This is a genomic window from Clostridium porci, assembly GCF_009696375.1.
GTDB lineage: Bacteria > Bacillota > Clostridia > Lachnospirales > Lachnospiraceae > Enterocloster > Enterocloster porci.
Window position 1 is genome coordinate 46,162 of sequence record NZ_VUMD01000002.1, and the last position, 18,528, is coordinate 64,689.

The following is an 18,528-nucleotide window of genomic DNA, read 5'->3' on the forward strand; positions in this document are numbered from 1 at the left end:
GTTTGTTCCCTTTTTTTATATCTTTAAAGAAGGAGGTCATAAAGAATGACAAACACAGCGTTAAGAGCAGGAGAGAAGAAAGATTCTCGCACAATTACTTTCAAGAACAAGGAACACGAAAAGTTTTACAGGGAGTATCTTCCCAGATGTAGGTATCAGGACGTGTACCATAAAGCATTGGTATATTGTCTTGGGATTGATCGGGATACGAGAGAACATGTAGATCGGATTTATGATTTTAGGACAGGATATGTATGCTGAAGATTAGGCTGCAAGGGACTTTGAAAGACATCAAAAGGTTTAAAAGGCTTATGGAACGAAATAAGGAAATCGAGGTACTGCAGGTTTCAGAGCCATTTTCCAACAAAGGGACAAATAAATATTTTCGTGTTTACGCAGAAAAAGAAAAAGAGAAGAAATAGAGCAGGAGGAAAGTATATGTGCAGAGTAATCGCAATCGCAAACCAAAAAGGTGGAGTCGGTAAAACGACAACAAGCGTCAATTTAGGAATCGGTCTCGCAAGGGCAGGAAAAAAGGTACTGCTGGTGGAAGCAGATGCACAGGGAAGTATGGCGGTCAGCTTAGGAATCCGTGAACCGGACGAGCTGGATGCTACACTGGTCAACATTATGGAAAAGGTAATCAATGATGAAGATATAGAGCCGGGTGAGGGCATTATTCACCATGAGGAAGGTGTTGGTTTTATCCCTGCCAATATTGAGTTGGCGGGATTGGAAACGGCACTTGTCAATGTCATGAGCCGGGAAATGGTGCTTCGACAATTTATAAATAATATTAGAGTGGATTATGATTTTATTCTGATTGATTGTATGCCCTCTTTAGGAATGATCACCATCAATGCGCTTGTAGCGGCTGACAGTGTACTAATTCCGGTAGAGGCGGCATATCTGCCCGTTAAAGGACTACAACAGCTTATAAAGACGATTGGACGGGTACACAGAAAACTGAACCCAATGCTTTCCATTATGGGCATTTTATTTACGAAAGTAGGCCGTAGGACAAATTTTGCAAGGGATATTGCAGAGCAGATCAGAGAGGCTTATGGGAACCAGGTACATATTTTTGATAACTGTATTCCGCTTTCTGTGAGGGCGGCAGAGACTTCCGCAGAGGGAAAAAGCATTTATTTACGTGCTCCTAAAGGAATTAACTGACTTCTTATGATGATCTGTTTGGAACGAGTGAACAGCAATCTGGCGAGGTAGTTACTTCCGTTCCCATTACACAGTTCCGTCCGTTCAGGAATCATCCTTTTCGGGTATTGGACGATGAAAAAATGCAGGAAACGGTTGAGAGCGTAAAACGTATGGTGTACTCATGCCGGGAATTGTTCGTCCTCATCCAGAGAATGGCTATGAGGTTATTGCAGGACATAGAAGATGGCGAGCCTGTGAGCTGGCAGGTTTGGAGGAAATGCCTGTTATTATCCGTGACATGGACGATGACACCGCCACCGTGATCATGGTCGATACGAATATCCAGAGAGAGGATATTCTGCCTAGTGAAAAGGCGAGAGCATATCAGATGAAATATGAGGCATTAAGACATTAGGGGAGCAAGGGAGACAAGAATACGGCGGATATCGTAGGCGAAGCTGCCGGGTACAGCGAAAGGACGGTTCAGTGGTACATGCGCCTTGCAGAATTAGCCCAGGAATTATTGGATTATGTAGATGCTGGTAAAATCCCTATGGTGGTCGGAGAAAAACTGTCATATCTTCAAATAAATGAGCAGATGTGGCTTGTGGAAGCGATTGCGAATAGTGGTTTATTCCCATCAAAAGTGCAGGCAGAACAGTTGAAAGAAAGCAGCAGTGCAGGGATATTAACAGAGGGTGATATTTATGCAATCCTAGTAAAAAAAGGAAGTGGAACTGTTAATGTTACGATTTCTGCAAAGAAAATACGCAATTATTTACCGCCTGCTTATACGAAAGATCAGATAGAGGAAGTTATTTATACACTTTTAGATAGATGGAAACAAAATGAAGGGAAGGAGTGATAGCGGATGCAGGAGTTACAGTTTGCATATTTCCGTGGACTGGAAGCAGAACAATACAGCTTTTACCGTGTTCCAAAGGTGTTGTTCATTGCAGAATGCTTTAAGTCTCTTTCCTGTGAAGCAAAGGTTTTATGCGGTTTAATGCTAGGCCGTATGAGCCTTAGCATTAAAAATCGTTGGCTTGATGATGACGACAAAGTATATATTATCTTTGCTGTGGAAGAGATCATGGAATTGATGAACTGTAAGACACAGAAAGCAACAAAGCTATTAAAAGAATTGGATACGGAGGAAGGAATTAGGTTGATTGAGAAGAAGCGATTGGGCTTGGGAAAACCTAATGTAATCTATGTGAAAAATTTCATGATTAAGGAAATATCACATGAACTGGAGGAGGGAAATCCAGATGATACACGGGTACAAGTTGTTACTGGATCAGAGGATTCCTGCGCTGTTTCACAGAATTTTGAAAATCACAATTTAAGAGTTTCGGGAATCAAAAATCTAGAATTTCCAGAATCAAAAATCCAGAATTTTGAAAATCACAAGTCCAGAGTTTCCCAAATCAAAATCTAATAAGACTAATATTATCAAGACTGATTATAGTGAAACTGATAATATCCAATCTTATCCTATCAGCAAGCAGGCACAAGAAGTTGAGAGGGAAGTGGATGTGATGGAGCAGATGGATAATTACCGTGAATTTATCCGGGAAAGAATATTCTACTACGAATGTTATGGAAATGAACGATCCCGTGAACGTGAGGACGTAGACGAGTTAGTGGAGTTGATTGTAGAAGTTATGTTACAGCCGGATAACAGCACGGTAAGAATTGCAGGAATGGACAAGCCTGCAGCAGTTGTGAAAAGCCGTTTTATGAAGTTGGAGCAATCCCACATAGAGTATGTATTGTTCTGCTTGCACAGGAACACTACGAAAGTTGGAAATATAAAGGCGTATCTTTTAACGACGATTTACAATGTAACTATGACGATAAGCAATTATTATCAGGCAGAGGTAAACCATGACATGTATGGGGGCGGTTAAATGAGTAAAAAAGATTGACAAAAAGCAATGTAAATTGCAACAATAGAAAAAACTTGAAAAAAATTATAATCTGGAATATAATGATGCGTGAAACTTTAGATGGTATGGTGTAATTAGTTGTGTATAGGAACAAATGTAATGAAGTCAATTCAAGTATCAATTTTAAGAGATTTGGGAGAATTTCAGTCGGTTGCAGAAATTTTACAAGAACGGAAGTTACCTTTTCAATATCGGATTCTCGAAAAACGAGTGATTGAATCCAATCGTTTTATTAGCCGAATGCTACAAATTCCCTTGGCAACAAAAGTCTTTTATTTGAATAAGCTCTGTGTGGTTGACGGTGTTCCCAAGTCAATAGAAAAAATATATCTCCTATATGATCGGGTGAAGGGAATTGAAGAGGCGGACTTGACTCATAAATCTTTTTACCAGGAGATTAAGGAGCGCTTTGGGTATGTAACAAAGAGGAATGAGGAAGAAATTCTGATTGTTTCCGCTAGCGAAGAAGAACGACGGCTGTTGGCATGTGAGGAGGATGAATTTTTAATGATTAAGGGAACTACTTACTTGGATGAGGAACAGCCTTTTGAGTATTTTGAGATTATCTCAGTCAGTGATTTTTATATGTTTAGGAGTGTAGTAGAAGAATGATGGATTATGATGCACTCTATATTCAGTTGTTAAAGAGTATTAAGGAGAAAATGATACGAGGTGAGTATCAAATTGGGGACCGTCTAGAGTCAGAGCGCTCTATGGCCGAGCAATATGGCATCAATCGGATGACAGTGAGACGAGCATTAAAGAGCTTGGAAGAAGAAGGCTATCTGCAGGCACGACGGGGAAGCGGAACTTATGTGGTAAACCTACCGGCGATTGAGCCCCAGATTGAACAGGGTACAGTGGCACATTTTAGCTTAAGTGAGCAAATTCGTTTGGCAGGTTATGAATCTTCTCGTGATGTGCTTTCTATGAGGAAAATTTCTTGCGAGGGAAAGATAAAGGAAAAATTTCCTCAAAGTGAAATGGTTTTTGAACTTGTTCGCTTATCGAGAGTGAACAATGCGCCTTATGCGGTACAGAAGACCCATATCCCTGCGGATATTTTTTGGGATGCGGAACGGTATGATTTTGCCGAGGGTTCCTTGTATGAGTATATGGATATCCATGGACATTATCCTAAAAAGGTAGAGTCCATTTTAAAAATTGTCAGGCCACCGAAGGAATATGCAGAATATTTGGAACTTCCTGTTGGGAAAATGGTATATTTTCTTGAGTATTTTGGTTATGACAAGCAGAATACATTGATGGAGTATACGATTTCTTACCACTCTCCACAGAATACGTCCTTTAAATATGTGGTGAGAAAAAATTGTATGGAGTCTCCCCCAGTTTGAAGAGCCAAATAAGAAAATAATGCATATGAGGTAAAGAGATTACAGAAGTTCTGAAGTAAGTGAATGCTGTAATCTTTTTTTATTTTTTAAATTTTTAAAAAAGCTAAACAATTTTGTGTTTTCCTATTGAATTATGCCGTAAAACATGGTATAAATGTATTAGTGGTATATATAGTATACCAATTATACCAATTTTAAAAACATTACAATGAAAGAAGGAGGATGATCTTATGAGTGTCATGCAGGCGCTATTGATCGCTTTGATTGCAGCGATAGCAAGATGTGAGGGTGACTGGTTGGGAGAGTGCAAAATACGAGAACCCATCGTCACTGGTTTTCTGGTTGGTTTAGTTTTGGGAGATGTAAAGAGTGGTTTGATGATAGGTGCAACTCTCCAGTTAATGTGGATGGGAGCTGTTGGTATCGGCCCCACGGCTCAGTTGGACATCGGTATCGGAGGCACCATTGGTACAGCGGTTGCCATTACAACGGGAACCGGTGCAGAGACGGCAGTTTTGTTTGCGGTTCCTGTAGCTGTTATAATGCAGTTCCTAAACACATTACTGATGTCTTCTTATTCCGGCGTTATGCTGATTGCTGACCGGAAGATTGACAAGCTGGATTTCAGAGGAATTAATCGTTGCCACTATTTCTGCGGTCTGTGTACGTTTCTAGCATATTTCATTCCCACCTTTCTGGTAATGTTTTTTGGAAACAATGCCATTGAGAGCGTTGTAAACAATATGCCGGAATGGGTAAATACAGGTCTTGGCGGTGTGGCTGCGCTTCTGCCTTGCCTTGGCTTTGCTCTGTTGTTGAACATCATTATGGAAAAGAGATTAATCCCTTATTTCATTCTTGGATTTATCCCTGCTGCGTATGTAGGGTTTGATCTTACAATGATTGCAATCGCAGCAATCGCAATTGCACTTGCATGGATTGTTTTCATGCTGAGGCAAAACGAGGGCACAACGGTTGTAGCTGTATCAGCTGCTGATGATGAATGGGAGGATTGAGTTATGGCGAAAAATGAAGTTATCAGTGCGGAAAATAATATTACAAAGAAAGATTTTCGTGGCGTATTCTGGAGAAGTTGGACTTTAATGGGTTCCTTTAACTATGAGAGAATGCAAGGTCTTGGTTTCTTGTATGCGATTATGCCGGTTCTGAGAAAGATTTATAAAGGTGACGACGAAGGCTTGAAAGCTGCTATGCATCGTCATATCGCTGCCTTTAATATGACGGTTGCTCCTTCACCTTTCATAATGGGAACTACCATTGCCATGGAGGAAAAGGTAAAAAAGGATCCGAATTTTGATCCGGCTTCCATCAATGCCTTAAAAGTTTCCTTGATGGGTCCATTGTCAGGTATTGGTGACACATTTTTCTGGGGCATCATCCGTATTCTGGCTTGTGCATTGGCTGTTGGCTTTGCTACAGAAGGAAATCCGATTGCCCCTTTCATTTTGCTTCTAATATTTAATATTCCTAACTATCTGACCCGTCAGACAACATTGAATGTGGGTTACAAACAGGGTTCCACCCTTTTGAGGGATATGCAGTCAACCGGCAAGATGGCTCTGTTTACCCATTGTGCGGGTATAATCGGCGCTATGTCTATTGGTTGTATGATTGCCATGTGGGTAAGTATTGCCTGTCCGTTGCAGTTTACCATTGCTGGTAGTGAGGTTATCTTGCAGGAATATTTGGACCAGTTAATGCCAAAGCTGCTGCCGCTGTGCTTTACGTTGGGTGTTTATACATGTCTGCGGAAACGTATTAAGGTAGTTTACATTATTGGAGGAATTGTTGCTATCGGTTTCATTCTGGGTATCTTTGGTTTGATAAGTATGTAAGGAGGATGTAAAATGGCTATTTTAGATGTGAGAATTGATGATCGCCTGATTCACGGTCAGGTGTGCGGTGCTTGGATTCCTCAGTTTCAGCTTCAGCGTATTGCTATTGTTGATGATGAAATTGTAAATGATGAGCAGAGGAAGATGGCTTTGAAGTTTGGGTGTCCGGAACATTGCAAATTATCTATTTTTAATACAGAAAAAGCGGCGGATAAATTTATCCGTAAGATTGACGAAGGGATTCGTGTAATGATTCTTTGCAATAGTCCTGTGCCGATTTTGAAAATGGCAGAATATGGATATGAGGTACCGTTTATTACAGTTGGCAATATTTCCAACAGACTTGGTGCGGTGCAAATTGCTAGGAATACCTTCATTTCTCCAGAAGAGAGGGACGCTTTTGTGAAACTGATTGATCGAGGCGTAAAGGTTTATATTCAGAATGTTCCGAATGATCCGAGAGAAGATGTTACAAGTAAACTTAAGAATTTATAAAATAGTAGGTAATTGTTAAATGATTTTTTCGTTTCTGTGGATAGATATCCACAGAAACGGGCAGAGAGCCGAGGTCATTATTCAGATAAATTTCTGAAGTGACATAAAACATACGATTTTGGGCTTACACAAATAAGCCCAACGAAGTAGTATGACAATTAAATACTTTTTCAGGCAGCTAAGGGTTTTAGGCTTCTGATGTATTGTGGACAATTCATACGGTATGCGACGATCACAGTAAGCTGGCTGGCGATCCCGGCCAGAAATACATCTGCCTTTGTAGTGATGTGATTACGCGTCCTGCGTCCGGCAACACACATATTGATTTTAAAGTGGTTGATTGCCCGTTCCACAATCGTCCTGATTTTATAAAGGGATTCCCATTCGTCCGTATCCCTCTGGATTCCCGGAAAGATGCGGAAATCCATGTTTTCGTAGGTATAGGTGGTCCTGCCCTTCGCGGTGCTACAAGGTTCCGTACAGTCGCAGACCCACTGTCCTTTTACCATGTGAACCTTGGGGCAGCCCCATTTATCACGGTCAGCACGTCCTTTTTCATGACAATGTCCGAGGTACTTCATATCTAAAGGGGGGTCTTTCGGACAAGTGGGATAGCCATAAAGATTGTAACCAACTTTATCAAGGCTGCTTTCGTTCCGGGTGTTATAGGGAATCAGTGCCCTGGAAATATGGAATTTATTTTTAAGGAATCCATAGGTATCAATGGTATCAAAGGCGGAATCCCCCAAGAACGTATTTGGCTGGAAGTGGGGATGCAGCTGTTTGAAATCATCATCCAAAAAAGTAATGTGCCGGATAATGCCAAGTCCATTAGTAAGGATGGCAAACTCGTTCGCATGACAGAAATGGCCATTAATGTACAGCTGTTTCGCATGAGGAGAAGATGCGGCCTGTGAAGGCATGAGACCGTAAGCCATCATGTAAGGGTCAACCTCCGGATTATCTTTATAATAGGCCTTTAATCTGCGGATGAGGGCATTGAGGGTCTTGGGATTGTTTTCGGTGACGTAGAGTTCAATCCCAGCAGTATCAAAGGTGAGCATCTGAGCCAGTGAAGAATCAATGGCCAGACAGATGGGCTCAGTAAAATCGACAAGCTGATGGAACATTTCTTCAATAAACGGAAGAAAATCCTGTTTGAAGCGTGTAAACAGCGGAGCATCCGGAACCTTATGGAAGCCGCAAAAATCGCGAAGTTCCTTACAGAGATTAAGAAAAAGGATAAGCAAGGAATCTGTAGGAATGGAAAGAATCTTCTGAAGGATGAGGGCTGCCAAAAAGACGGAAAGAGGGTAAAGCCGTTTACGGCCTAAAGAGCGGTAAAAGGCATTGAAAAAAGAGTCAGGAATGAATGATTCGAGATCGAGGTGCTCATCAAGAAGCTGAAAAAAGGAAGGTGCATCATCGATAAATAAGTCCTGGCATTCAGAAAAGGTTTCCTTCAAAGAAATCTGATGGAATTTAGCAGACATAAATTTTCTCCTCCTTTTGTGTAAAGTGGTTGGTGGTACTTCTATTTTACTACAAGTGGAGAGAAAATTTATATAGAAGAAGCAAGAAAACCCAGTGGAATCAATGGGTTTGGCAATTTAACAATTGCCTATTTATAAAATAGAAAAAGGAGAGAAGTAAAATGAAGCAAACAGTAATTGGAAATATTAAATCTCAGCCGGAAGTGCTGAAAGGTACTCTGGAGAGACAGTCTGTCTTTGTGGATCCTTTTGTGGAAATTTTTAAGAAGCATGATATTCGCAAAGTGTTCTTCTTTGGCTCAGGAACATCTTACAACGTATCTCATATTGCAGCTTATTATTTTAAGCAAATCGTTGACATTGATGCTAGTGCACAATATCCGACTGTATACAAGAACTATGAGAAGGCAGATTGGACCGGAATGTTACAGAAAGAACAAATTTTGTTTGTCGGAATCAGTCAGTCCGGCACTAGCGTATCTACTTGTGAAGTAATGAAGCATGCAAGGGAAAATGGTTATCTAACACTGGCAATCACAAGCAATTTGAACAGTAAGATTACAGAACTGGCAGAAACCTCCGTGTTATTGACTGTAGGAGATGAGTTGACACCTCCTGAGACCAAAGGTTACACGGTGTCTGTTCTGAGTGTTTACCTTTGGGCCATTGCAGTAGCAAAGGAAAAAGGTATTTACAGTGAAATCCAGTATGAAAAGGCTCTGGCAGAGACAAAAGCCCTAATAGATAATTTCCAGACTGTTGTGGAAGAAAGCGAAGCTTGGTATGACAGGAATAAGGTTTCAATTGCAAACAGTAACCGTCTGTATGTAATGGGATATGGTATTGACTATGGTTCCATGTTGGAAGGTGTGCTGAAGATTGGTGAAATGTTACGCCTTCCGATTGCAGGCTATGAAATCGAGGAATTTACACATGGACCGACAATGGCTTTGAACGGAACTCATACGTTGTTTATGATTGGGTCAGATGAAGCTGAATATAGGCGGATGCTTCAGTTCCGCAGTGTATTTATGAAATATACATCCCGTATTCATGTGATTACTTGCAAAGATATGGAAGACACAGACGATAGGGATGTGGTATTCAGTATAAAGACCAACAAATATTTGGCACCGCTGATGTATACTGTTCCGTTTCAGTTTGTAGCAGCCAAGGGTGCAAAGGAAATCCATATTGATACTGGAATTGATCCGTTTCAGGAACCTTTAGCTCACTATCCGAAGGAAGCAAAATAAGGAGGCAGCATATGATTGGGATTCTTGTAGCAGGTCATGGGCATTTTGCAACTGGTATCAGAAGTGCGGTTGAACTGATTTTGGGCGAACAGGAAAATTTTGTCGCCGTAGATTTTCCGGAAGGGGATACGAAAACAGAATTGGAAGTCAATATTAACGAGGCGCTTCAGGAGCTTTCCGAAATGGAACATATACTGATTTTCTGCGATATTATCAGTGGGTCTCCCTTTAACGTATCTCTGATGAAGACTATGGATGATAGCCGTGTGAAGATTTTTTACGGAACCAATTTGGGAATGTTAGTCAATACAGCGATGAATCGTAATATGGGAGATTCCTGGGAGGAATTGATTTCTGACATCATAGAAACGGGTCAGTCCGGAGTGGGGACATTCGAGTCTCCTGAGAATGCAAAAGAACAGGAGGATGAGGACTGGGATTGAGAGGCCATAGAAGGAGAGCAGAATAGTAATGCAATATCGTGCAGTGATTTTTGACATGGATGGTGTATTGATAGACAGCGAAATACTATATCTAACACGAACATGGAAAGAAATGGTAAAGAAATGGCCATGGATCGCAATAGAGGAGTTATATCCAAGTGTAGGCATGGACGCGGAGCGAACCCGCGTCCTGCTTCATCAGGTGGCGAGAAAACCCATGAGTGATACAGTGTTTGATGAAGAAATGGATAAAATCTTTGATAAAACTGTTATTGATCATTTCACGGATGTTTTATACCCAGAGGTTCCAGAGGTTCTTTCAGCACTGAAAGCAAAAGGATATATTCTGGCACTTGCTTCTTCTTCCCCCATGGATACGATTCAGCGGGTTTTAGAAGAATGCCAACTGGCTAAATATTTTGAATCTGTCATTAGCGGACATCAATTTAAGGCCAGTAAACCAGATCCGGAGATATATCGAACTACCATGTGGGCGATTGATTGCCAACCGCAGGAATGTCTGGTGGTAGAGGATTCTACATATGGGGTAGCTGCTGGAGTAGCCGCAGGTGCAAAAGTAGCAGCCAGACTGGATTTGAGATTCAATTTTGACCAGTCAAATGCAGCATATTTTATTCACGATTTAAGAGAGTTATTGGCAATATTGTAATTTTCAGGATGTTATGAAACGAGATAGCTTTAGAAAAAGGACAGTTTTTTATTTTGAGAGTAGTATTCTTGTGGAAATTTTTGGAATTGTTACAAAATAAGCAGTGTGTGTCGAAAATTGTAAATCTATATTTTCTAAAGTCAAGAATATAATAATTGGAGGAGAAAAAATGAAATCATTTAGTTACACAATCACAGACCCGGTAGGTATCCATGCAAGACCAGCAGGATTGCTTGTGAAAGAAGCAAAATCTTATGACGCTGTTATTACGATCACGAAGGACGGAAAAAGCGCAGATGCAAAAAAATTAATGGCGTTAATGGGACTTGGCGTAAAGCAGGGCGATACGATCACTGTAGCCGTAGAAGAGGGCGATGAAGAAGTGATTGTAGAAAAAATGGAAGATTTCTTCAAAAACAATTTGTGATTGGAGGTGGATTCCTGTGGAAGTTAAAGTCGGAAAAAAGATCTTTAACGGCATTGCCATCGGCAAAATCAAATTTTATGCTAAGGCTGAAAACAAGGTAGTCCGCACAAAAATCAGTGATACAGATGCTGAGTATGCAAGATACGAGGCTGCTAGGGATAAAGCGATTGAACAACTGAACATGCTGTACGAGAAAGCGCTGATTGAGGTCGGCGAAGCCAATGCGGAAATATTCAATGTACATGTGATGCTATTGGAAGATGACGATTACAATGAGTCTGTACAGAATATCATCACGACTCAGTGGGTTAATGCGGAATACGCCACAGCGGCCACCGGGGATAATTTTGCGGAGATGTTTGCAAATATGGATGATGAGTATTTTAGAGCCCGTTCAGCAGATATCAAAGATATTACAGAGCGTGTGGTCACAATCCTGTGCGGCGGCACGGAAAATAATGATATGGGTGATGAACCGGTAATTATTGTTGCAGAAGATCTTGCTCCCAGTGAGACTGTGCAGTTGGATAAGAGTAAGTTGTTGGCATTTGTTACACGTCTTGGCTCTGCGAACTCTCATACTGCGATTTTGGCAAGAACCATGGGAATACCAGCTCTGGTAGGCGTTGAAATTGACGAAGAATGGAATGGAAAAGCCGGCATAGTAGATGGTTATGAGGGGAAATTCCTGGTTGATCCGGACATGGATACTCTGGAAGGTTATTTTAAAAAGAAGGCTCATGACGATGAGCAGAAGAAACTGCTTCAGGAATTGAAAGGAAAAGAAAATATAACAAAAAACGGACAAAAGATTAACTTATATGCGAATATTGGCAGTCCTAATGATCTGATATCTGTTATGGAAAATGATGCGGGTGGCATCGGACTATTCCGATCAGAATTTTTATATCTGGAGTCCACAACTTATCCAACGGAGGAAGAGCAGTTCGAGGCATATAAAAAAGTTGTAGAAACTATGGGTGGCAAGAAAGTCATTATTCGTACCCTTGATATTGGGGCAGATAAACAGATTGAATATTTTGAACTAGATAAAGAGGATAATCCGGCATTGGGCTATCGTGCAATCCGTATCTGTTTGACCAGACCTGATATTTTCCGCACGCAGCTTCGTGCTTTGTTTCGTGCAAGTGCGTATGGTAATCTTGCAATCATGTATCCGATGATTATTTCTGTAAAAGAAGTAAGGCAGATCAAGGAAATCTCTAAATCGGTGCGGGAGGAATTGAAAGCAGAAGGCATTGAAGTAGGTAATGTAGAAGAAGGCATTATGATTGAAACGCCTGCAGCAGCTGTAATGAGCGATGAGTTGGCGAAAGAGGTAGATTTTTTCAGCATCGGAACGAATGATCTGACCCAATATACGTTGGCGATTGACCGTCAGAATGCAAAATTAGATTCTTTCTATGATGCCCACCATCCAGCTGTGCTGCGGCTGATCCAGATGGTAACGGAAAATGCACACAAAGCAGGCATATGGTCTGGTATTTGTGGTGAACTTGGAGCGGATACTGAGTTGACGGAAACCTTCCTAAAGATGGGACTGGATGAATTGTCTGTATCCCCGGGTTGCATTTTGCCGGTGCGAAAGGTAGTCAGAGAAGTAGAGTGATAACAAATATGGTTGCTTGTCATGTAAAGAGGGCTATTGCGTTAGCTGGACCCGCTATCGTATAGCCCTCTCTTCTTAGGAGTATTGAAGATGTAAAAGAATTTGTAAATACTGTAAGTAAAATAGAAGGAGATGCTACTCTTTCTGGTGGAAGATACATTGTCGATGCAAAATCGATTATGGGTATTTTCAGTTTAGATTTAACAAAGCAACTCAAACAGGATATGGTATCCTGTTTTTGAACGGATGAGAGTAAAAAATGAGATTGTGATATCAATTCCTGGATTGGACATGTACCCTGAACGAAGAAAGATTTTCTGTAATGGTCAAAAAATTTTTTTGACTGTAAAGGAATATGAATTGCTTTATTTATTGTCAGCAAATCCGGGAAAAGTAATGACATACGAACAAATGTATGAGAATGTATGGAAAGATTATGCACAGAATATTAGGAACAGTACAATTAGTTATCATGTAAACAATTTAAAGAAAAAAATTTCTTTTGTGTTGCCAGCAGCATTATTTGAAATTCGATGTGTTAGGGAAGTAGGTTATTGCCTTGAAGTTAATTCTAAATAGTATCTAACAACGGTCTGTCATTTTGAGGTGGCAGACTGTTTCTTTTTGTCTAAACTTGCGATATTCCATTACAAAATCATTTGAAATCCTAGATAATTCCATTTTTTATTTCAGTATACTACTCCTATTGACATATAGTGGGAGGAGAATGCTGTCATGTGCTTATATCAGTTGCATTCCTTGAAAAGAGGGATGAAGTATTAAAGGGTATATTGGGAAATTACTAACTGAAAAGTAACCGTCAAATAATAATACGGTCAGATATAGAATTACCCCAGCCCTTTGCGAGTTGGAGTAATTTACTATAATTCACATGCGATTTTTGATAGATTGGAGTTTTTCACTCCAAGGGCCAGTTCTGCGGAGACTGTTTCAAGTTGGACCTGTTGACAAGCTAAAGAGAACTGGCTTTCTGTATGGTATACTTATTATATCAATTGCAGGAGGTCATTTTTTATGATAGAAAAACAAAGCGGACAAATCTAGATGGTAATCCTCGATATGGAGGCTATGATCCCAGAGGATCATCTTCTGAGACAGATTAAAGATTGTGTAAATTTTGATTTCATATACGAAAAAGCGGCCCCCTATTATTCCTATGTTGGAAGAAAATCTATTGATCCGGTTGTTCTGATAAAAATGCTGTTGATCGGCTATCTTTATGGAATCAAATCCGAGCGGAGACTTAAGGAGGAAGTGTAGCTTAACCTTGCTTACCGCTGGTTTTGTGGACTTGATCTTATGCATAGAGTACCGGATCACTCAACTTTTAGCCAAAATAGAAGAAGACGTTTTAAGGAAGCCGGCATATTACGAGAAATTTTTAATGAGATCGTACTGAAGTGTATAGAGCTTGGGATCGTATCTGGAGAAACCGGCGTTGCTGATGGTTCATTTCTTCCGTCTAATGTATCCTGGGACAGCCGCTATGAGGCAGTTGAGACGATTAACCGTTCCACTGTAAAATATATGGAAGAACTGGAAGCAGAACTTTCTTCTATGCCTGGTTATAAGAAGCCGGAGCTTGTAAAAAACGAAAAAGAATCTTTATAAAGTCGAACCGATCCAGAGTGTGGTTATATCCATCGGGCTCGTAAAAAGGGGCTGGGTTATCTGACAGAGATGACAGTAGATACCAGACATGGCATTATTACCGGGGTGGATTGTTATCCTGCGAACCAGCGGGAAAGTGATAGTATCCTGGAGCATTTGAAGGGACAGCCCTGTAAATATCAGGAAATTGGATTAGATGACGGATATGATATAGGAGCGTACACAGAGGGTTAGAGTTATTAGGGATCAATGGTTATACGGCTATACGGGAATATCAGAACAACGCAATGAAAAAAGGATTCTGTTATGAGGAATAAACAGATCGTTTCGTATGCAGCCAGGGAGAATATTTAGAGTTCCAGAAATTAATCTATAAAAAGTCAACGCAGAACTATTACCGTTTATATAGATGTTCAAAAAAACAATGTAAAAACTGCCCAGGTTTTTCCGCTTGTGCCCTGGATCTTGGTACAGTCAGAATCAATGCCAGCGCCTATTATCCCTCTTTTTATCGAAATAGCCAGAAAGTGGGAACCAGCGATTATTTGAGGATCATGCGGCTTAGGAGGATATGGGCGGAAGGAACATTCGCAGTTTTAAAACGAGAACATAAATTGAATAAAATTCAGAAAAGGGGCCTTCAGAAAGCGATGGAAGAATGCCTCTTATCGGCAATAGCATTAAATCTAAAAAGACTGATCAAAGCGGTGTGAATAACCGGATTTATCAGCCTCTTTATGCTATTTCAGAAAAAAGTATACAAAAATAAACCTAGAAAAAGGGTTTGTCAACAGGTCCCAAGTTTTGTGTAAACAGAAAAAACTGATATAAGATATGTCGTTAGTTACTAAGGGCAGAGCCTAATTTTAAAGGTGGTTTTCAGCCATGCCTGACCTGGCTTCATTTTCTGGGAGAAAATCCGGCCCATATCCTCTGAATACTTGGCCTGCTGGTATTTGAAGAGCATCTGTCCATCCGGCAGCAGTCCCAGAATTTCAATTTTACCTGTTACATGGGACATGGCATAGCGGATGGTCTTACCCTGACCATTTTGCATAGCCTTGGCGCCCTCCACGATTTTGTACCCTTCCTCCAGAGGAACCTGAAACTGAGCTTTCACCCCGGATACAGGGCGGCATTGAAAAATATAATAAGGAGTAATGCCCCAGCGTGTCAGTCCTTTCAGAAGTGCGCCTAAGGTCTGACTGTTGTCATTGACGCCTTTTAAAAGCACAGTCTGGTTTTTTACCATAATTCCTGCTTTTAAGAGCTTCTGGATTCCTTTGTATGCTTCTGGAGTTAATTCCTGTGAATGGTTAAACTGAGTGACGACGTATATCTGTTTTTTCTGATTGTAGAAATTGAGAATATCTAAAAGCTCCTGGTCTTCATAAATTCTCATTGGAAGAACCACCGGGACCCTGGTGCCGAAACGAATTAAATCCAGATGGTCGATTGGGCTAAATAGTTCCAGATACCGTTTGATGGTAGCATTGCTGTTCATAAACGAATCTCCGCCGGAAATAAGTATATTGCTGATTTCCGTATGCTTCCTGACGTAGCCGGCCATCTCCTCGACGTTATCGGATGTTTCGTCATCTGAGATTCCTACCAGCCGCTTTCTGAAGCAGTGCCTGCAATACATTGCGCAGCAGTGAGTAGATAGAATCAAAGCAGTCTGTTTATATTTATGCTGTAACCCCGGCAGAACGGTGTTGTCTGTCTCTCCGCTTGTATCAAAGGCTCCGCTTAAGTCCGTTTCTTTAATAGAAGGCACAGACATTCGAAAGATTGGATCTTTCTCAGGATTAGACCAGTCGATTAGATTAAAATAGTAGGTTGGAATTGTCATCGGAAAACGTTCAAGGATTGCTTCCAGGTGTGTTTCTTGCTCGTTGGTAAGGTGGAGCCGTTCTTTGAGTTCACCAGCTTTTGTAATATTGGCTTTCAGTAGTTCTTTCCAAGTCATATCATCATCCCCTTTTCCATATACTATTACGACTATATCAAATAAAAAAGCCATTTATATGAATAAACCCTTAAGAAAAAATAAATATTTTTGTGAATATACCATATTCCCTAACCGTTTTCTAACATTTTTCCATGCTCTTTTCTGGATAATGATGGTATTTATTTCTGCTGAAAATATGTGTAATTCCAGTTGTTTTACATATAATTTACATAGACTTTACATTGAAAACTGGAAACTATATTGACGATGGGTGAAATATCCCGTATAATGAGTATGTGTAAAGAAAGTGTAAATATAATGTAAATAATAAGAAAAGAGGCTGCATATATCATGAAATATGCCTGTACGATGAACGCCGCCGGTGTTAATATGTGAGGCGTAACCTGCGATTTTAGAGATTAAAATGGCAGGCTATGCCTTATTTTTACGGCTATTTTAGAATTCTTCACATATTCATATCCGAAAAATGGTAATGTAGTAACCTGACAATTTCTATCAGACAAAAGGAGAAAGTACATGGGAGTAGAATTGGTATTGAGCTTGCTGGGAGGGTTGGGGCTGTTTCTGTACGGAATGCAGATGATGAGTACAAACCTGGAGGCAGTGGCAGGCAACCGGATGAAGCAGATTCTGGAGCGGCTTACGGCAAACCGTTTTTTAGGTGTTTTTGTGGGGGCAGGAATCACAGCCTTGATTCAATCATCCTCTGCAACGACGGTTATGACTGTTGGCTTTGTTAATTCGGGCCTTATGTCTCTGCGGCAGGCGGTCTGGATTATTATGGGAGCCAACATTGGCACTACGATTACCGGTCAGCTGATTGCCCTGGATGTCGGCGTTCTGGCGCCACTTATTGCCTTTGCCGGCATTATATTGCTGATTTTTGTGAAGAATAAAAAAATACAGCATATAGGAGGAATCGTGGCCGGTATCGGTGTGCTGTTTATTGGCATGGGTATGATGAGCGACGCTATGGTTCCCCTGCGGGATTCCCCAACCTTTGTTGAGCTGATGACTAAGTTTTCCAATCCGCTGCTTGGAATTATTGTTGGAGCCGTATTTACTGCTATTATTCAGTCATCTTCGGCATCTGTAGGAATTCTTCAGGCCCTGGCTATGGGGGGAGTTATTAATCTTCACAGCGCGGTGTTTGTTCTGTTTGGACAGAATATCGGCACATGTATTACTGCTCTTTTGGCTTCCATTGGTACAAGCAGGAACGCAAAGCGGGCTACTATGATTCATTTTATGTTTAATGTGATTGGAACGGTGATATTTGTTACCCTCTGTATCCTTACCCCCTTTACTGATTTTATAATCAGTCTTACACCGGACAATCCTGTGGCTCAAATTGCCAACGTTCATACAATATTTAATATCACAACTACAGTGATTCTCTTGCCCTTCGGTACGATGCTGGAGAAGCTGGCTACTATGATGCTGCCGGATAAGGCAGTACCAGTGAAGGATACCGATCGCTGGTTTGAGGATTTGATGGCTTCTAAGCATCATCTGGGCATTTCCACTATTGCGATTAATCAAATTCATGAGGAGATTACCGCTATGCTGGACACAGCTGCCGTAAATGTTTCCGAGAGCTTTAAGGCAGTGGCAGAAGGAACGGAAGGCGGTATTGAAGCCATAGCTGCTAGGGAGGAAGAGATAGACTTAAGTAATATGAGATTGTCCAAGAAAATCTCCAAAATACTTGTCCTGGATCAGACTCCTAAGGATATTGACACCTTGAACCGCATGTATACTATATTAGGAAATATTGAGCGCATTGGGGATCATGCCATGAATCTGGCGGAATATGCGGAGACGATAGAAGAAAAGAAGCTGAGTTTTTCTGAATATGCAAAAAAGGAAATTGCTGCCATGGAGAGCAGCTGCAGAGAGGGTATGGACTATCTGCACAAAGCTGCAATGGGGGATTCGGAGTTCAGCCTGTCTGGGGTAGTTGAGGTAGAGCAGCGTATTGATGATATTACCCATAGATTCCGCCAGAACCAAATAGACCGAATGAGGGAAGGCAACTGCAGTGTAGAGTCTTCCATTCTCTATTCGGAAATGCTTACAGATTATGAAAGAATCGGTGATCACATGCTGAACATTGCCCAAGCCTATGCAGCCATAGACTGGTCAGGGGAGAGAGGGCAGACAGCTGCCACCTCAATGGATTGAGGTAA

At 40.9% G+C, this 18,528-nt stretch carries 23 protein-coding genes and 2 pseudogenes; 23 read left to right on the plus strand and 2 right to left on the minus strand.

The annotated features are described in order from the left end of the window. Positions 1 to 45 precede the first annotated feature (45 nt). The 12 genes from FYJ39_RS02380 (at position 46) to FYJ39_RS02420 (ending at position 6,816) form a co-directional block, all read left to right on the plus strand. Positions 46 to 261 carry a DUF6075 family protein gene (locus FYJ39_RS02380; protein ID WP_353847266.1) on the plus strand — a complete coding sequence of 72 codons (216 nt, stop codon included), beginning with the start codon at positions 46 to 48 and terminating at the stop codon, positions 259 to 261. Then, entirely contained in the window at positions 255 to 422 is a 168-nt protein-coding gene (locus tag FYJ39_RS20685; RefSeq protein ID WP_207708688.1) for a hypothetical protein, read from the plus strand. Before FYJ39_RS02380 ends, FYJ39_RS20685 begins: the two co-directional genes overlap by 7 nt. Before the next feature lie 16 nt (positions 423 to 438). Then, positions 439 to 1,176, plus strand: coding sequence for a ParA family protein (locus FYJ39_RS02385; protein WP_154470873.1), 738 nt, complete (start codon positions 439 to 441; stop codon positions 1,174 to 1,176). A gap of 163 nt (positions 1,177 to 1,339) precedes the next feature. Then, positions 1,340 to 1,573, plus strand: coding sequence for a ParB/RepB/Spo0J family partition protein (locus FYJ39_RS21305; protein ID WP_328597510.1), 234 nt, complete (start codon positions 1,340 to 1,342; stop codon positions 1,571 to 1,573). A 78-nt stretch (positions 1,574 to 1,651) separates the two neighbouring features. After that, entirely contained in the window at positions 1,652 to 2,023 is a 372-nt protein-coding gene (locus FYJ39_RS21310) for a hypothetical protein (protein ID WP_328597511.1), read from the plus strand. Positions 2,024 to 2,029: 6 nt separating this feature from the next. After that, on the plus strand, positions 2,030 to 2,599 hold the full coding sequence (locus tag FYJ39_RS20780) for a replication initiator protein A (protein ID WP_235919720.1): 570 nt from the start codon (positions 2,030 to 2,032) through the stop codon (positions 2,597 to 2,599). Between the two features lie 97 nt (positions 2,600 to 2,696). Then, positions 2,697 to 3,071 carry a DUF6017 domain-containing protein gene (locus FYJ39_RS20785; RefSeq protein ID WP_407923820.1) on the plus strand — a complete coding sequence of 125 codons (375 nt, stop codon included), beginning with the start codon at positions 2,697 to 2,699 and terminating at the stop codon, positions 3,069 to 3,071. 138 nt (positions 3,072 to 3,209) lie between these two features. Beyond that, a complete protein-coding gene (locus FYJ39_RS02400; RefSeq protein ID WP_154470874.1) occupies positions 3,210 to 3,722 on the plus strand; it encodes a GntR family transcriptional regulator in 513 nt (170 codons plus the stop codon). Next, positions 3,719 to 4,465: a GntR family transcriptional regulator gene (locus FYJ39_RS02405; RefSeq protein WP_154470875.1), complete on the plus strand. Its 747-nt coding sequence runs from the start codon at positions 3,719 to 3,721 to the stop codon at positions 4,463 to 4,465. The genes FYJ39_RS02400 and FYJ39_RS02405 overlap by 4 nt, the downstream gene beginning before the upstream one ends. A 230-nt stretch (positions 4,466 to 4,695) precedes the next feature. After that, complete coding sequence (locus tag FYJ39_RS02410; protein ID WP_154470876.1) at positions 4,696 to 5,481, plus strand: PTS mannose/fructose/sorbose/N-acetylgalactosamine transporter subunit IIC; 786 nt, start codon at positions 4,696 to 4,698, stop codon at positions 5,479 to 5,481. A 3-nt stretch (positions 5,482 to 5,484) separates the two neighbouring features. Further along, positions 5,485 to 6,321 carry a PTS system mannose/fructose/sorbose family transporter subunit IID gene (locus tag FYJ39_RS02415; RefSeq protein ID WP_154470877.1) on the plus strand — a complete coding sequence of 279 codons (837 nt, stop codon included), beginning with the start codon at positions 5,485 to 5,487 and terminating at the stop codon, positions 6,319 to 6,321. A 12-nt stretch (positions 6,322 to 6,333) separates the two neighbouring features. Further along, positions 6,334 to 6,816 carry a PTS system mannose/fructose/N-acetylgalactosamine-transporter subunit IIB gene (locus FYJ39_RS02420; protein WP_154470878.1) on the plus strand — a complete coding sequence of 161 codons (483 nt, stop codon included), beginning with the start codon at positions 6,334 to 6,336 and terminating at the stop codon, positions 6,814 to 6,816. A 170-nt stretch (positions 6,817 to 6,986) separates the two neighbouring features. On the opposite strand, the gene FYJ39_RS02425 is transcribed toward FYJ39_RS02420, so the two are convergent. Then, positions 6,987 to 8,309: a transposase gene (locus FYJ39_RS02425; RefSeq protein WP_154470879.1), complete on the minus strand. Its 1,323-nt coding sequence runs from the start codon at positions 8,307 to 8,309 to the stop codon at positions 6,987 to 6,989. A gap of 161 nt (positions 8,310 to 8,470) precedes the next feature. Between FYJ39_RS02425 and FYJ39_RS02430 the strand changes: the two genes are divergently transcribed. The 10 genes and pseudogenes from FYJ39_RS02430 to FYJ39_RS02480 all read left to right on the plus strand — a co-directional run. After that, on the plus strand, positions 8,471 to 9,565 hold the full coding sequence (locus FYJ39_RS02430; protein WP_154470880.1) for an SIS domain-containing protein: 1,095 nt from the start codon (positions 8,471 to 8,473) through the stop codon (positions 9,563 to 9,565). 11 nt (positions 9,566 to 9,576) lie between these two features. Beyond that, positions 9,577 to 10,008, plus strand: coding sequence for a PTS galactosamine/N-acetylgalactosamine transporter subunit IIA (agaF, locus tag FYJ39_RS02435; RefSeq protein WP_154470881.1), 432 nt, complete (start codon positions 9,577 to 9,579; stop codon positions 10,006 to 10,008). 28 nt (positions 10,009 to 10,036) lie between these two features. Further along, entirely contained in the window at positions 10,037 to 10,678 is a 642-nt protein-coding gene (locus tag FYJ39_RS02440) for an HAD family hydrolase (RefSeq protein WP_154470882.1), read from the plus strand. Positions 10,679 to 10,847: 169 nt separating this feature from the next. Continuing rightward, positions 10,848 to 11,105, plus strand: a complete 258-nt coding sequence (locus FYJ39_RS02445; RefSeq protein ID WP_154470883.1) for an HPr family phosphocarrier protein — start codon at positions 10,848 to 10,850, stop codon at positions 11,103 to 11,105. Between the two features lie 16 nt (positions 11,106 to 11,121). Then, on the plus strand, positions 11,122 to 12,735 hold the full coding sequence (gene ptsP, locus FYJ39_RS02450) for a phosphoenolpyruvate--protein phosphotransferase (protein WP_287847230.1): 1,614 nt from the start codon (positions 11,122 to 11,124) through the stop codon (positions 12,733 to 12,735). An 83-nt stretch (positions 12,736 to 12,818) separates the two neighbouring features. Continuing rightward, entirely contained in the window at positions 12,819 to 12,977 is a 159-nt protein-coding gene (locus FYJ39_RS20790; protein WP_287847249.1) for an HPr family phosphocarrier protein, read from the plus strand. A gap of 49 nt (positions 12,978 to 13,026) precedes the next feature. Further along, positions 13,027 to 13,314, plus strand: coding sequence for a winged helix-turn-helix domain-containing protein (locus FYJ39_RS21445; protein WP_407923822.1), 288 nt, complete (start codon positions 13,027 to 13,029; stop codon positions 13,312 to 13,314). Between the two features lie 510 nt (positions 13,315 to 13,824). Further along, positions 13,825 to 14,367: pseudogene (locus tag FYJ39_RS02470) on the plus strand (transposase). A gap of 69 nt (positions 14,368 to 14,436) precedes the next feature. Next, a complete protein-coding gene (locus FYJ39_RS02475; RefSeq protein WP_154470887.1) occupies positions 14,437 to 14,601 on the plus strand; it encodes a hypothetical protein in 165 nt (54 codons plus the stop codon). Between the two features lie 107 nt (positions 14,602 to 14,708). Next, positions 14,709 to 15,080, plus strand: a pseudogene (locus tag FYJ39_RS02480) (transposase); the annotation flags it as partial. A gap of 134 nt (positions 15,081 to 15,214) precedes the next feature. Here the strand turns inward: FYJ39_RS02480 and FYJ39_RS02485 are convergent. Continuing rightward, on the minus strand, positions 15,215 to 16,336 hold the full coding sequence (locus FYJ39_RS02485) for a KamA family radical SAM protein (protein ID WP_154470888.1): 1,122 nt from the start codon (positions 16,334 to 16,336) through the stop codon (positions 15,215 to 15,217). Positions 16,337 to 16,855: 519 nt separating this feature from the next. Here FYJ39_RS02485 and FYJ39_RS02490 point away from each other — a divergent pair. Next, complete coding sequence (locus FYJ39_RS02490; protein ID WP_154470889.1) at positions 16,856 to 18,523, plus strand: Na/Pi cotransporter family protein; 1,668 nt, start codon at positions 16,856 to 16,858, stop codon at positions 18,521 to 18,523. The last annotated feature ends 5 nt before the right edge of the window (positions 18,524 to 18,528 follow it).